The 14,820-nt window shown below is 37.5% G+C and carries 14 protein-coding genes; 6 read left to right on the top strand and 8 right to left on the bottom strand.

The window, feature by feature from the left end; translation table 11 throughout:
- Positions 1 to 85 precede the first annotated feature (85 nt).
- From HMPREF1630_RS01850 to HMPREF1630_RS01865, 4 genes are read left to right on the top strand one after another with little or no spacing between them, the layout of a single operon-like run.
- Positions 86 to 766: a ZinT/AdcA family metal-binding protein gene (locus tag HMPREF1630_RS01850; protein ID WP_037326542.1), complete on the top strand. Its 681-nt coding sequence runs from the start codon at positions 86 to 88 to the stop codon at positions 764 to 766.
- Positions 750 to 2,129, top strand: coding sequence for a metal ABC transporter substrate-binding protein (locus tag HMPREF1630_RS01855; RefSeq protein WP_231549498.1), 1,380 nt, complete (start codon positions 750 to 752; stop codon positions 2,127 to 2,129). The genes HMPREF1630_RS01850 and HMPREF1630_RS01855 overlap by 17 nt, the downstream gene beginning before the upstream one ends.
- The gene (locus HMPREF1630_RS01860; RefSeq protein WP_037326544.1) at positions 2,126 to 2,797 is read left to right on the top strand and encodes a metal ABC transporter ATP-binding protein; all 672 of its coding nucleotides are present in this window, start codon (positions 2,126 to 2,128) and stop codon (positions 2,795 to 2,797) included. Before HMPREF1630_RS01855 ends, HMPREF1630_RS01860 begins: the two co-directional genes overlap by 4 nt.
- Positions 2,791 to 3,585: a metal ABC transporter permease gene (locus HMPREF1630_RS01865; RefSeq protein WP_004829814.1), complete on the top strand. Its 795-nt coding sequence runs from the start codon at positions 2,791 to 2,793 to the stop codon at positions 3,583 to 3,585. The genes HMPREF1630_RS01860 and HMPREF1630_RS01865 overlap by 7 nt, the downstream gene beginning before the upstream one ends.
- Before the next feature lie 137 nt (positions 3,586 to 3,722).
- Here the strand turns inward: HMPREF1630_RS01865 and HMPREF1630_RS01870 are convergent, their stop codons facing one another.
- The 5 genes from HMPREF1630_RS01870 to HMPREF1630_RS01890 all read right to left on the bottom strand — a co-directional run bounded on the left by HMPREF1630_RS01870 (position 3,723) and on the right by HMPREF1630_RS01890 (position 9,163).
- A complete protein-coding gene (locus HMPREF1630_RS01870; RefSeq protein WP_004829816.1) occupies positions 3,723 to 4,487 on the bottom strand; it encodes an ABC transporter ATP-binding protein in 765 nt (254 codons plus the stop codon).
- A complete protein-coding gene (locus tag HMPREF1630_RS01875; RefSeq protein ID WP_037326547.1) occupies positions 4,474 to 5,349 on the bottom strand; it encodes an ABC transporter permease in 876 nt (291 codons plus the stop codon). The genes HMPREF1630_RS01870 and HMPREF1630_RS01875 overlap by 14 nt, the downstream gene beginning before the upstream one ends.
- Complete coding sequence (locus tag HMPREF1630_RS01880; RefSeq protein WP_037326549.1) at positions 5,350 to 6,336, bottom strand: ABC transporter substrate-binding protein; 987 nt, start codon at positions 6,334 to 6,336, stop codon at positions 5,350 to 5,352.
- A gap of 419 nt (positions 6,337 to 6,755) precedes the next feature.
- Positions 6,756 to 8,831 carry a heavy metal translocating P-type ATPase gene (locus HMPREF1630_RS01885; RefSeq protein WP_037326551.1) on the bottom strand — a complete coding sequence of 692 codons (2,076 nt, stop codon included), beginning with the start codon at positions 8,829 to 8,831 and terminating at the stop codon, positions 6,756 to 6,758.
- Positions 8,831 to 9,163 carry a DUF6110 family protein gene (locus HMPREF1630_RS01890; RefSeq protein WP_004829824.1) on the bottom strand — a complete coding sequence of 111 codons (333 nt, stop codon included), beginning with the start codon at positions 9,161 to 9,163 and terminating at the stop codon, positions 8,831 to 8,833. The genes HMPREF1630_RS01885 and HMPREF1630_RS01890 overlap by 1 nt, the downstream gene beginning before the upstream one ends.
- Positions 9,164 to 9,637: 474 nt before the next feature.
- Here HMPREF1630_RS01890 and HMPREF1630_RS01895 point away from each other — a divergent pair, with 474 nt between their 5' ends.
- The gene (locus tag HMPREF1630_RS01895) at positions 9,638 to 9,964 is read left to right on the top strand and encodes a methyltransferase family protein (protein ID WP_231549499.1); all 327 of its coding nucleotides are present in this window, start codon (positions 9,638 to 9,640) and stop codon (positions 9,962 to 9,964) included.
- An 80-nt stretch (positions 9,965 to 10,044) separates the two neighbouring features.
- Here HMPREF1630_RS01895 and argF read toward each other — a convergent pair whose 3' ends face one another.
- Together argF and HMPREF1630_RS01905 are read right to left on the bottom strand one after the other, a co-directional pair.
- On the bottom strand, positions 10,045 to 11,064 hold the full coding sequence (gene argF / locus HMPREF1630_RS01900; RefSeq protein ID WP_037326552.1) for an ornithine carbamoyltransferase: 1,020 nt from the start codon (positions 11,062 to 11,064) through the stop codon (positions 10,045 to 10,047).
- Position 11,065: 1 nt separating this feature from the next.
- A complete protein-coding gene (locus tag HMPREF1630_RS01905) occupies positions 11,066 to 12,055 on the bottom strand; it encodes a DUF4236 domain-containing protein (RefSeq protein WP_037326555.1) in 990 nt (329 codons plus the stop codon).
- A gap of 175 nt (positions 12,056 to 12,230) precedes the next feature.
- Between HMPREF1630_RS01905 and HMPREF1630_RS01910 the strand changes: the two genes are divergently transcribed.
- Positions 12,231 to 12,479: a YkvA family protein gene (locus HMPREF1630_RS01910; protein WP_037326556.1), complete on the top strand. Its 249-nt coding sequence runs from the start codon at positions 12,231 to 12,233 to the stop codon at positions 12,477 to 12,479.
- A gap of 61 nt (positions 12,480 to 12,540) precedes the next feature.
- Here HMPREF1630_RS01910 and glmS read toward each other — a convergent pair whose 3' ends face one another.
- Positions 12,541 to 14,364, bottom strand: coding sequence for a glutamine--fructose-6-phosphate transaminase (isomerizing) (glmS, locus tag HMPREF1630_RS01915; RefSeq protein ID WP_037326559.1), 1,824 nt, complete (start codon positions 14,362 to 14,364; stop codon positions 12,541 to 12,543).
- Between the last annotated feature and the right edge of the window lie 456 nt (positions 14,365 to 14,820).

A 14,820-nucleotide genomic window follows, 5' to 3' on the forward strand; every position in this document is an offset into this window, starting at 1 on the left:
TGACATTCTAATTAATAGATGTTATCATTATCATAGTCAGTTAATCGATTAATGAAAATAATGTAAAAATTAAGAGGTAATAATTATGAAATTTAATAAAAAATACACTATTACAGCCCTACTTTCACTATGTCTTATCCTTGCAGCTTGTCAAAAAGATGCTGCTGATACAAAAACTAAAGAAGATACAAAGGCAGAAACCAAAGTAGAAGAACAAGCTAAGGACGAAAAACCTGCTGAAGATGAAAAACCAGCTGAAGAAGCTGATAAGGCAAGCATAGCTGATTGGGAAGGCGAATGGAACAATATGGGTGGTTACTTAGAAAAACCTGAAATCCAAGGAGCTTTCAAAACTCTTGCTGAAAAAGAAAATACAGATGAAAAATCTGCCAAAGAAGGCTATCTAAAGAAGAGAAAATGTGATTTTGGTGGTCTAGAAATCTCTGGCGACCATGTTAAATTCCTAAAAGAATTCCCAGATGCTAAGGGTGAAGTTATCGGTGAAGCTGATTATACCTATAAAGACAAAATAGAAGTAGAACACGGTGGTCATAAGCTTGAGTGGGATGTATTTGAAGCTACAAGCAAAGATGCTCCTTACAAGGTTCTTTTAATGATGCCTATCCACGGTGAAGAAAGTCTAACTCACTTCCACATGAGATATGGTGATGATAAGGATAGCTTACTTAAGGAAGAAGGATGGTACCCAACTTTTGTAAAACCATCTTCAACTGACCAACAAATCATAGATGAAATTACTGAATAAGATTTTCTCCCTGGGCCAAGGCTTGCTTGGCCTAAAAAAAGGGAGTAGAAAATTTTTAGCGATTTTTCCTATTCTTCTTCTTCTCCTAGCAACTTCCTGCTCAAAACACGAAAAAAAGACTGGTGATAAACCCCTAATTTACACTTCATTTTACCCAGTCCACGACCTCACTCAGATGATAGGTGGGGATACTGTAAGGGTGGAGAGTTTTATGCCTTTAGATAAGGATCCCCACATCTGGGAGCCTTCTCCTAAGGATATGAAAAAGCTCGCTTCCTGCGACCTCTTAGTTGTAAATGGGGCCAACATGGAGCCTTGGCTTGATACTGTAAAAGAAAACTTGCCAAATCTTGACATTCTAAAGCTTTCTGATTCTGTAGACCTTATTACCTATAAGGGTGCTGCAGCTATAGGCGATTTTCAATACCTGGCAAGGCTTGATCTAAAAGCTGGCAAAAATAAAATCGACTTTGGCCACACCCATGAGGACATGATGAGGGTTGCCTTTATCAAGGATGAAGGCCTCAAGCAAAAAGACTTGGTTAACAAAGCCAAGAAAATAATGAGCCAAAAAGGCGAACTCGTCCACCAAAAATCTACTAACAAGGTAGAAGAGGGCAAGGTTTATGGAGTAGAGATGGGTCACGAATCTGGCGAAGTTTATTTTGATTTCCCAGATAAGGGTAAGTGGATTTTTATATCTGATAGGATTAGCGAAGACTTGCTGCCTTACAGTTTTGTAGATGGCAAGGGCAATTTCCTAAAAGATGAAGGCAAGGAAGTCTCCCTTATGGAAGGCTCCTCATCGGGTTTTGATAAAATTACCTATGACCCACATTCTTGGATTTCTATTGTAAATGCCAAGAAATATCTAAATGCTATCCAGGAAAAGCTAATAGAAAAATATCCTAAAAACGAAAGAATTTACAAAAAAAACAAACTAAAATATGTAGACCAATTGACAGATATAGACGCAGAATATAAAGAAAAATTCGCAAAGCTTGATAAGACTAGGAAAAATTTCCTAACCATACATTACGCTTACGCCTATCTGGCTAGAGATTTTGACCTAACCCAATACCCTCTCCAGGGCCTAACAAGTTTAGAAAGCCCAAGTCTTAAGACAATAAAAAAGGCAATTGATTTTTCAGAATTTAACCACATCTCGACTGTCTTTTATGAATACGGGCAAAATCCAAAACAAGCAAAGGCCTTAGCAGAAGAAATAGGTGGCAAGATTTCTCCCCTTGCCTCTATGGAATATTTGAGCAAAGAACAAAAAGATAAGAACCAATCTTACATTGATTTAATGAGAATGAATCTTGAAAATCTCTACAAGTCTATGGTCGAGGAGGAAAAGTGAAAGCAATAGAAATAAAAGATGTGACTTTTGCCTATAATAAAATCCCCGTCATAAAATCTTGTGATTTCGAATTAGAAATGGGAGATTTGGCCCTTATCCTTGGTGGTAACGGCAGTGGTAAGTCAACTTTAATAAAATTAATGTTAGGTGAACTAAGAAAAGATACAGGTTCTATAAAAATTTTGGGCAAGAATATCGAAGATTACAAGTCCTATAAGGATATAGGCTATGTTCCCCAAATAAATATAGTAAATAAAATATCCTTCCCTATAACTTGCCTAGAACTAGTATCTTTAAACCTTTACGAGGATTTTGGCTTTATCAAAATCCCCAAAAAAGCCCACTATCAAAAGGCTAGAGATATCCTTACAAAAATGGGTATGGAAGAATATATCAACACTCCAGTCAATGAATTGTCTGGTGGTCTTGCGCAGAGAGCAATGATTGCCAAGGCTATGATTAACAACCCTCAAATCCTTATCCTTGATGAGCCTACAGCAGGTGTTGATAAACAGAGCAAGGCAAACTTTTTTGAAACCATTGATATACTTTCAGAGAAATTCTCCATTACCATTGTTATGGTTACCCACGAATTAAAGGAAATGGAAAGTCTTAACCTAAATATGCAAAAATATGAAATGGTAGAAGGGAGGCTAGTAAGATGTTAGAATTTGCCTTTATGAGAAAAGCTTTATTTTTAGGCTTCCTTCTTTCAATTATGATTCCTATTATAGGGATAGTCATGGTAAATAGAAAGACATCCATGATCGGAGATGCCCTTTCCCACACAGCCCTTGCTGGTGTTGGTATGGGACTTATTCTCGGTTTTGACCCACTTGTAGGTTCTGCCATTATTTGTGTACTGGCAGCCTTCCTAATAGAATTAATAAGAAAAAAATTCCCTCAATATGGGGATATGGCAACAGCGGTAATCATGTCTACAGGTCTTGGCATAGCAGCCATCCTATCAGATTTCGCTCCCGGTGGCAATTCCTTTGAATCCTACCTTTTTGGTTCGATTTCATCGGTAACTACAACTGATATCATAAATACTTCTGTAGTATTTATTTTGGTTATAGTCCTTTCTGTTACCAGATATTCAGCGCTCTTAGCCATCGCCATTGACCCAAACACTGCAAGGCTTTCTGGGGTTAAGGTAGAGGCTCTTGATGCCATCTTTACCCTTCTTGCAGCTATAACCATAGCCTTGTCTGTTAAGATAATCGGAGCTTTGATGGTAACAAGCCTCATTGTTCTTCCGGTGGCAACATCACTTATAGTCGCCAAATCCTACAAACAAACCTTTTTCATAACTACTATCCTTGGTGTTATTTACATGATGGTAGGAATAATAATTTCCTATCATTTCGACATCAAGCCAGGCGGATCTATAGTGGTAAATGCAATTATAGGCATGGCAGCATTCGCTCTTTATAAAAAATTTATAAAGAAATAAGCTACAGCCTTGGAACCCTCCAATTTTTCCCAAGGCTTAGTTTAAAGTCTAAAGCTAAGTGTTAACCCTTTAAAATTGTTTAGCAAAAACTGGCTAGGATGAAATTCTATAACGAATTTTCATTCCTAGCCAGTTTTTTATCCTTCGTATTCGCCGAGTTCTTCCTTATATTTTCTAATTAACTCAGGTTCTGTTATATCTTTTGCCATCACATCTATAGCGATTTTTCCCTTGTTGAGCATGATTATCCTGTCAGAATATCTCACAACATCCCTAAGGTTGTGGGAAATCAGTAGGGTAGTTATTTTCTCTGTATCAATTAAGCTTCTTGTCTTGTCCATGATGTTACGACTAGTTTTAGGATCTAAGGCTGCTGTGTGCTCATCAAGGAGCAAGAGCTTTGGCCTCTTGGCTGTTGCCATAAGAAGCGATAGGGACTGCCTTTGACCACCAGATAGAAGTCCAGTTTTGGTATGGAGTTTGTTTTCAAGTCCTAGATTCAAGGACTTAAGCCTTTCTATAATCTCTTTCTCGTCAGCGTTTTTCTTTAGGTTTTTTAGGGTAAATCTCTTGCCTTTTTTTAAGGCGAGGGCCATGTTCTCGTAGATATCAAGGTTGGTAGCGACTCCATCCTTAGGGTCTTGGTTGACCTTACCAATATAAGCTGCTCTTTTTTCTTCGGAAAGCTTGGTCACATCTTCCCCGTCAATTAAAATCGAACCCCCGTCAACCCTAAGGGCCCCAGAGATTATATTCATAAGGGTCGATTTGCCACAACCATTTGGCCCTATAATGGTAGTTGCTACTCCCTCTTCTATTTTAAGTGAAAACTTATCAAAAATTGTCACTTCTTCATCAGTGCCAAGGTTGAAAGTTTTTGATATATTTTTAATTTCTAACATCTCTTACCAACTTTCTGTACTGTTTTTTGCCAAGGTAGTTATTGTAGGCGATAAAGGCGATTACGATTAGGGCTGTAATTAGCTTTAGGTCATTAGGATTTAGGCCAAAATAAATGGCTATTCCTGAAATAATCCTATAGACGATAGCGCCTAAAATTGCCCTGGTTGTATCTCTTAGTTTGTTCGAATTTTTTGCAATTGTATCTCCTATTATGATTGAAGCAAGACCTGTAACAATCATAGCTGTGCCCATGCCTATATCGGCAAACCCTTGGTAGTTGGTCATAAGACCTCCTGCAAGACCGATTAGGGCGTTTGAAATAATAAGTCCCCAAAATACGTAGGTGTCAGGGTCCTTGCCAAGGGCTTTAACAAGCTTTCTGTTGTTGCCGGTTACTTTTAAAAGATATCCCTGCTCACTTCTTAAAAAATAATCAATTAGGACTTTAATAATAATAACAAAGGCGATTAGGATTATCCATTTAGGCACGCCACCAAAAATTGATGGATACTGGGCAACAGGGATATTAGATACACCCTTAATTTTTAAATTCACTGAATAAAGCATGGTTAGGGTCAAAATACCAGTTAAGAGTGGTTCAACCCTCACTTTTTTGTAGAGAAAATAGGTAATAGAACCCGCTGCCACTCCACCAATAACTGATAAGATAAGTCCCAAATAAGGATTTAAACCACTTGTAATCGCAGCTGCTGTTAGGAAGGCTCCTAGTGGGTAGGATCCTTCAAGTGTTAGGTCATAGTATTCCAAAATTTTGTAAGTGAGCATATAGCCCATGGCGAGTACGCCGAAGACAAGGCCTATTTCAACCGATGAGGCCATTATATTTAGTAAAACTGTCATCTATTTTCCTTCCTTTTTTTCCATAATCTTAGCATCTTTAAGACCTTCATTTTTTAAATCAAGTCCTAGGTCCTTTGCTGTATCTTTGTTTACAAGCATTTCTAGGTCCTTGGCATCTTCAAATGGGAGTTCTTTTATATCCTTGTTTGCCTCTAGGATTTCCCCTGCCATCTCACCTGCCCTTTGTCCAATTTTTTTGTAATTAACACCCTCTGCAATAAGGGCACCATTTTCTACCGAACCTTCATCGAAGGCAAGACTTGGAATTTTTTCATCCTTCAAAGTCTTGGCTATAACTGGCATGGCATTTACAACCACATTGTCAGTGACAGTTACCATAGCATCTGTACCTGACTTTAGGCTAGCAAGGGCTTGGGGAATGTCATTAATTGATGAAACTCCCTGTTTTTTTAAACTAAGGCCACGCTCCTTGATTGCCTTTTCCAAAGCCTCGATTTGCACAAGAGAATTTTGCTCATTTGTGTTATACATAGTAGCGAAAGTTTTAGTTTCTGGATAAACCTTTAAAAAATCGTCAATAACCTTGGCCGGATCCACATAATCTGAAACCCCTGTTATGTTTTTGCCTGTCCTGGTTTTTTCATCAACCAGACCTGCACCGATAGGGTCTGTGACGGCTGTAAATAATATCGGCCTGTCGTTGACTATGTTGTAAACTCCCTGGGCGGCAGGTGTACCTATGGTATAAATCAAATCCGCCCCCTTAATCTTAAGGTCGGATGCCAATTGGGGAATTAGAGAAATATCTCCACCTGCCCTGTGGTCAATTAACTTGTAAGATATGCCTTCCTTGTCAAGTTCCTCCAAAAATCCCTCCCTGGCTGCGTCAAGTGACGGATGGTCAGCTATCTGGATGACCCCAATTATGTATTCTTTTTTGCCTTCCTTATTACCACATGAGCCTAAAATGATAATGCCAACCAGCACAAAGATTGTTCCGGCTATTTTTGTGAATATTTTTTTCATAAGAACTCCTTTCTTCAAATAAAAATGCTAACAAAAAAACCCGTCCATATAGGACGAGTGTAAATTCGTGGTACCACCTAATTTTATAATCTAAAAGATTACCTCAACAGGAGTCTAACAACTCCTTGCTTCTGATAACGGTAGCTTCCGTAATAGCTTACTTGTTTCGGCTATTCTGCATACAGAGGGAATAAGCTTTAATCCTTACTAGACTTGCACCAACCGTCTTTTCTCTAGGGTAATTCATTCAAACTGTCTTTCTGTAATCACATTTTTATTTAGTATAATAATACAACCGAATTTATAATATGTCAAGGAATAAATAGCAAAGAAATCCAAAACGAAATTCAAACTCCCTTAACCCTTTATTTTTACATAAAAAAGGTGACTCACCTTTTGGTTTGTCACCTTCAAAAAATTTATAGTCTGTAATTATTCATATTTTGTCCAGCTATGGCTACTGTTGACATATTGTGGATTAGGGATGAATTTGTATTTGACAAGATTCCCAACACTCCTAGGATAATTAGACCAGAATTTATTCCTACTATCTTTCTGTAGTCCGCCTTAATTCTCCTGTCCATGGACTTAGCAAGTTTAATTACTTCTATTAATCCTTCTAGGCTATCTGTGCCTATGGATATGTCTGAAATTTCCTTGGCTATATCAGCTCCTTGATGCATAGCTATACCAACATCTGCAGCTGATAGGGCTACAGAATCATTAATACCATCGCCAATCATGATGACCTTTCTGCCTTCAGCCTTTTTCTTTCTGATGTAGGCTTCCTTATCTTCAGGAAGGACTTGAGACTGGTAGTGGTCAAGGCCTAGACGGTTAGCAACAGAAGCTGCCGCATTTTCTGCATCGCCAGTTAGCATGGCTATTTCTTTAAAGCCTAGCTTTCTTAAATCTGTTATAACACTTTCTGCTTCTTCCCTTATTGGATCTTCTATACAAAGAACAGCAATCAACTTATCAGCAAAGGCTAGGTAGAGAAGAGAATAATTTTCCTTAAGTTTATCAATCATTTCCCTGGTCTCTTCAGTAATTTCTATACCTTCGTCTTCTAGGATAAAGTGTTCTGATCCAATTAGGGCTGGTTTATCAACTATATATGACCTGATACCGTGGGCTACGATGTATTCTGGTTTTGAATGCATCTCCTCGTGGTGGAGGTCCTTATCCTTGGCTGCCTTTACAACAGCGTTGGCGATTGAATGTGGGAAATGCTCTTCAAGGCAAGCTGCAATTCTCAAACACTCATCTTCGCTTATATCTGTAAGGGCAATGACCTTGGCAAGTCTTGGTTCTGACTTGGTTAAAGTGCCTGTTTTATCAAAGACTATGGTATCAGCATGAGATAGGTTTTCTAAGAACCTACCACCCTTTACAATAACGTCCATATCTGAGGCCTGGCTAATGGCCTTCATGGTTGCTATAGGAATTGTAAGTTTAAGGGCACAAGAAAAGTCTACCATCAAAAATGATTTAGCTTTGATGAAATTTCTTGTGAGTAGGTAGGTAAGACCTGCCCCTATAAATGAATACTTAACAAGAGAATCAGCCATATTTTCTGCCTTCTTTTGAGAAAGTGATTTATTTCTTTCACTTTCAGAAATAAGGTTTATGATGTGGCTTAACCTTGAATCGTCATATTTTTTATTAACCTTAACAAGGATGCCACCTTCTTCTAGGGCAGTTCCTGCAAATACAACGGAGCCTTTATTTTTCTTAACAGCTTCACTTTCGCCAGTGAAGGATGCTTCGTTAACCATGGCAAGGCCTTCTACAACTTCTCCATCCACTGGGATTGTAGAACCCATTTCTACTGAAACAAGGTCGCCTACTTCTACTTCCTTGAGAGGCTTTAGAATTTTTTTGCCATCTTCTACTACAAATACCTTGTCAACATTTAGGGCAAGGGAATGAGCCAAGTCATCTTGAGATTTTTTGAGAGTATATTCTTCGAGTTTCTCACCTAAATCCAAGAGGAACATAATATTAGCTGCATCTCCAAATTCACCTGTTGCCAAGGAAACAGAAATAGCTGTAGCATCCAAGAGATCTACATTTAACTTTCTTTGGCGGATTGCCTTTAGACCATCCCTAATAAATGGATAAGCCCTGAGCATAATGAAATATGGACTCAGAGGTGCTGGTATGAAATACCTAAAGAAAATCCTCCTATAAAATGCATTCCTTAGAATCCTAAAAACGTCCTCTTCCTCTTGTGGGTAAAAATCAGAATCGTCAATAACTAAGTCTTTAATTGTTTTTAAATCAAGGTCTAGGATAAATCTAGCAAGGTTTGGAAGGCTTCCCTTTTCAAATGTAACTGTAAAAGAATTTGCAAGAGGATTTACCTTACAAAACTTAACCCCGTCTTGACCTTGGACTAAATACTTTAAATTATTAGCTAGGTCAAAGCTAAGATCTTCTTCATAGACAAACCTAGCCCTGGTATCTAGCCTGTGGGCTAAACTTGCCCTCATTATTTATCTTCGTCCTCTTTAAGTTCAGCCTTAACTTCTTCTTTGATTTGATTAATGAGGTCTTCTTTAGCAACTTCATCTAGGTTAAGTTCAGCTGCTTTTTTAGCTCTTTCTAAATCTTCTTTAGCATTTGCTTCCTTAGCTTCTGCTACTATATCATCAGCAGAAACTCTTACTTGTTCTACTGTCTTATCAATAGATTCTTTAACTCTAAGACCACCTGCAACAGCGCCTACAGCTGCTTTTTTAGCAAGTTCTGAGCTTAAAATCTTTCCCCCAAGAGCTCCAACTAAAACTCCTGCACCGATTCTTAAAATCTTTTTGTTTAACATATTACTCTCCTTTATAAAACATATTAATATTGTATAAATATCACACTATCATTATATTTGATATTTTTTTTAATTCAAGTTTTTATGCAAAATAATTCATAAGATAAAACATTGAAATAACATAAATATACCTATCGTTTTTCTTAATTTTAGTTTTTTTATTCATTTGATATTGATAACAATTCCTGCCATCATTTGCTTCAAAAAAATGAATATTCATTCGTATTAACACCTATTCTTGCATAAAATTTTACTTAAAGCTTATCCTAGCGCGTATAATATAAATGAAATTTATACTATTTTTTAAATGGAGGATTAAATGAAATCAAATAAGCCACATCTTTCAATCTTTGGAGTGAAGCCTCTTTACGTCCTATCTTGTTTGACTCTAGCTTAATTTTAGATTATGAGGGATTTTTAGAATTAGGGGAAGCTAGTCAAATTAGTCTGCTTTTTGTAGCCCCAGGAATATTTATGATATTTTTCAGCCTATATATATGGGTAAGAGCTGTCCTGATACAAAAAATACATGCAAATGTCAAAGCTGATATCCTAATTACTGATGGAGTTTACGGAACAGTTAGAAATCCAGTCTATACAGCTTTTATATTTATCTTTACAGGCATACTCTTATTTGCGAAAAATTATTTTTTATTGACCTTGCCAATAATCTCTTGGGTGTTTTTGACAATATTGATGAAAGCAAGCGAAGAAAAATATCTAAAGGCTAAATTCGGGAAAGAATATGATCTATATTGCAGGAGGGTAAATCGAGTAATTCCTTGGTTTCTCAAAAAATAAACATTTAAAAACTGGCATAGGATAAGTAGGCGGTCTTTGATAATCAAAGATCGCTTACAAATCTCTTACCAGCTTTTTTTCTAATCATATCTTAAGGTTGAATATAAAATTGCCTTTACGGCAGGAATCCTGTTTTCTGTTTGGTCAAAAACCATGGATCTTTCTGACCTAAAAACTGAATCAGCAACTTCCATCCCGTTAAAATCCCAATCCTTCATATCTTCTGGTAGTTTTGCCAGTACTTTTTGGGAAAGATTTGACTTTTTATCGTGGAAGGCTGGCAGGCAGTGCATAAAAATCGCATCCTTGTCGCACATTGCCATAACCTCATCTGTCACCCTATAAGGATAAAGTCTTCTTATCCTATCCATAGGTGGATTTTCTTTTTCTGTAAGGGAAATCCACATATCTGTGTAGATTATATCGGCATCTGCCACTGCTTCCTCAAGATCATCTGTATAAATGACATCTGAGTCGTGCTTGTCGGAAAACTTTCTTGAAAGTCTAACCAAATCTCTTCTCGGAAAAAACTTCCTTGGCCCACAACCTACAAAATCTATACCAAGTTTTGAACAAGTGATGACAAGAGAGTTTGGCATAATATCGCCAGGATATCCTAGATATGCGAGTTTCAAGCCTCTTAGATAGCCAAATTTTTCCCTAATGGTAAGCATATCTGAAATCATCTGAGAAGGGTGGAACATATCAGTCATAGCATTATAAATTGGAACTTCTGTTATCTTTACAAGTTTTTCTAGTAGATTCTGCTCGTGTCCCCTATAGACTATTCCATCATAATATCTGTCGAAAACAGAAAATGTGTCCTCAATTGATTCGTTTTCGCCCATTTTTGCCTGGGTGTAGTTAATAAAAGATGTAGTCATTCCCAAATCAGCAGCAGCTATCTCAAAAGAAGTCCTGGTTCTTGCTGAGGCTTCCTCAAAAAGAAGGATGATATTTTGTCCTTCTAGATATTTGTGGAGCTTTCTCTGAACCTTTAATTCCTTAAATTCAGCGGCCAAGTCTATTAAATATAGTATTTCCCTTTCAGAAAAATCTTTAAGGGCTATAAAATTTCTTTTTCTTAAATCAATATCCATCTTATTCACCATCTATGACTGTGTCTGAAAAGACAATTACCAGGGTCATATCCTTATTTTTCATCTCTAAAACCCCGTATTCTACGTGGTTTATAAGGGGGTTGTCTTTGTATCTTTTATCAGCTGTTCCGTCCTTATTTACGTGGAGATATGTCTTATTTATCAAAGTAGCATCTGATATAAGTTCTTCTTCAAGAAATTCTTCGCTTCTCAAATCCACTTCCATATCCTTGTAATCAATAGCCTTATTCGCTCCATTTTTGTTTATCAAAAGGGCATCAGGTAGGAAGGATAGGGTCAAATCCCCTGCCTCTAGGCTATAAACTTTTACATTTGTACTTAAATCACCAGCGAGACCTTCTCTTAGCCTTAATTCTTTCCTAGCTGTAATTAGGTTCTTATCATCATCTGCTTCAATCTTATCAACCAACCAAACCTTGTCGCTTTCTAAAATCCCTCGAAGAAGCTTGTTGGTAAGGTCGTATTCCTTGCCCGAATCACCTTCAAAATCGTATTCGATTTCAACCGGACTTTTCTTTTTGTAAAAATACATAAGAGCCCCTATTATTGCAACAATCACAAGAAAGGGCCTTATGAAAGTAAGGACAATGCCAAGTATAAAGACCAAAAGCCCCATACTTCTTAATGGATACTTGTAGCCAGCTTCGTCTATAACATCTTTAAGTCCAGTTGATTCCAAGTTTTTAAAATCAAGCCCGAAGTCTCTAGATTCAATTTTAGAATCATCATTGCTAAAAATTTCATTTTTAGGGCTGGATTTTTTCTTAACTCCTCCCCCAAAAGGATTTGAGAAATCTTTTTGGTAGGAAAGACCTGTCCCCGGTAGGAAGGCAGTAGTCCTAAAGCCACCGCTCGCTTTCTTTGTAATCCTAAAACCCTTGCCACCCCAAGAAAATCCTGGTCCAGACTTAGACATATTTATCCTAAATCCCTTGCCTAAATTTATACTTTTTCTAAATCTAATTCCCATTTTTACCTTCTTTCTTTATATTATTATACCCAAAGCCATCTTTTTAAATAAAGACTAGGCTTTTTGAATAAATTAAAATAACACATTAATAATATTCACTTGATTTTTAATTTTTCCTAGTATAATGATATTAGAAGTTAAGAAAATTAAAGTTTTATATAAAGGATGTAAGCTTATGAATAAATTAAGAAGATTAATACCAAGATATTTTAGAGCCCTAACCAACAAGGACACACCCATGTTAGCCAAACTCCTCGCCGCCCTCTCCCTAATCTACATCGCCCTACCAGCAGATGTAATCCCAGACATCTTCCCAGTTTTAGGCTATGTAGATGACACAGTCCTGACAGCAGCCCTAATTTATTTTTCAAACAAACTAATACCAGAAGAAATAAAAAAAGAAACAAGGTCAATAGGGGGTTAAGATCTGATAATAATTTTAAAAGCCTAGGCAAAATTAGCCTAGGCTTTTGTGTCTTAAAATTCTATTCAACTGTTACAGATTTTGCTAGATTTCTTGGTTTGTCAACGTCAATGCCTTTGGCTGTTGAAGTGTAGTAGGCCATTAGTTGAGCTGGGATTACTGTTAGGAGTGGGTAGAGGATGTCTAAAGTCTCTGGCACTTCGCAGATTTTTTCTGTTATTTTTTCCATCCTTGCGTCTTTGTGGGATGTGATTATAAATACATTTGCTCCCCTTGCAACTACTTCCTCTACATTTGATAGGCTCTTGCCTGTGAGGTTTTTCTGGGTCATTATTGCTATGACTGGAGTTTTTTCTTCTATAAGTGAAATTGTTCCATGCTTTAATTCCCCTGCCGCAAAGGCTTCTGTGTGAATATAGGATACTTCCTTTAGCTTGAGGGCTGCCTCGATGCTTGTTGCATAATCAAGCCCTCTGCCTATATAGAATAGACTTTGTTGGTCCTTTATTTCTCTGGCAAAATCTTTTATTATTTCATCTTTGACTAGGATTTGGTCGATTTTTTCTGGAATTTCCTTCAAATTTTCAATTATTTTATCGTAATCATATTTAGAAATCCTAACTAATTTCCTAGCAAAATCTAGGGCAAGTAGGTAGAGGTTTAGGATTTGGCTGGTGTAGGCCTTGGTTGATGCTACTGCAATTTCTGGGCCTGCGTAGCAGTAAATAGACTTGTCTGCTTCCCTGTCCATGGATGATGCCAAGGTATTTGTGATTAGAAGGGTTTTTGCTCCTTTTTCCTTGGCAAGTCTTAGGGCTTTTAGACTGTCTGCAGTTTCGCCTGATTGGGATATGAATATTACCAAAGTTTTTTTATCCAAAAATGGATCATTGTACCTAAATTCTGACGCGAGGTCGCATATAACAGGAATTTTCGCAAGTTTTTCTATTGCTACCTTGCCAACTAATCCAGCGTGGTAGGCTGTACCACATGCTACTATATAGATTCTCTCAAAGCTCTCGATTTCAGCTTGGCTAAAAGAATCTCCTTCGAAGTCAACCTCTCCATTTTTGATATCCAAATTTAAAAGTTCCTTAACAACTGCAGCCTGCTCGTTGATTTCTTTGATCATAAAATGATCGTAACCAGCCTTGGTTGCTGCATCCACCGACCAACTTATCTTTTTGATTTCCCTTTGAATTTCCTTATTATTTTTATCATAAATGGTGTAGCTACCAACTTTAATATCGATTATATCTCCATTTTCTAGGTAAATTACATCCTTGGTATATTTTAGAAGGGAAGGAATATCGCTTGCCATTATGGTTCCTTCTTCCATAAGGCCAACTACAAGTGGGCTTTCGACTCTCATGCCAATTAGCCTGTCTGGTTCATCAGCTGAGATTATCCCACAAGCAAAAGAACCCTCAAGTCTATCCTTAACTTTTTTTACAGCCTCTAAAAGGTCTCCGTCATAATATTTTTCTAGTAGGACGGCTATAACTTCTGTATCTGTAGTTGATCTGAAAGTATAACCTTCTTCTTCGAGCTCTTTTTTTAATTCCCTATAGTTCTCAATAATTCCGTTGTGAACTACAGCAATTTTTCCATTATTTGAAAGATGGGGATGGCTATTAATATCACTTGCCTCTCCGTGGGTTGCCCATCTAATATGGCCTATACCAATCTTTCCATCAATCGGATTTTCTTCTAGAGCTTTTTTGAGGTTTGCAAGCTTACCTGCCTTTTTAACCACAGAAATTTTGCCCTCATCAATGACAGCAAGCCCCGCCGAGTCATAACCACGATACTCAAGTTTCTCAAGACCATCTACGATTACTTCCCTAGCATCAAGCTTGCCCTTATAACAAACTATTCCGCACATAGTGCCTCCTTATTAAATTTTTCATGAGGCCACTGTGTCTTCTCTGTCACAGAAATTGCTCTCTGCTTTTGTCTAACACTAGGGCTGTGAACCCAGGAAGCTCCCGCCGAATTTTCGATAACTTCCTCCCTCGTCATCCCAAAGGGATCTGGCGCTTTGTTATTTTTACCTCATTAGGAAATATTATATTCTTTTTTATTTATTATCCAAGATTTTTATCCGAGATAAATTATCTTTTCACTAGGTGAGTCTATTAATCCAGGATTAACATCTTTTTTCTTTTATCCGAGAATCAACTTATCTCTTATATTATTTCAGTCATTAACATAACTGCTTCGTTCAAAGGGGAGGCCCAAGGGACCTTCCGCCGCTCTCGGCCGCTGGGCAAGTCGTCCCTCATCGCCCTCCCCCTTGACCCCCCCTCCGTTACACCACACAAGCGGCTCCTTATGCGGA

Origin of the sequence: Anaerococcus lactolyticus S7-1-13, from assembly GCF_000758765.1 — a bacterium.
Lineage (GTDB): Bacteria > Bacillota > Clostridia > Tissierellales > Peptoniphilaceae > Anaerococcus > Anaerococcus lactolyticus.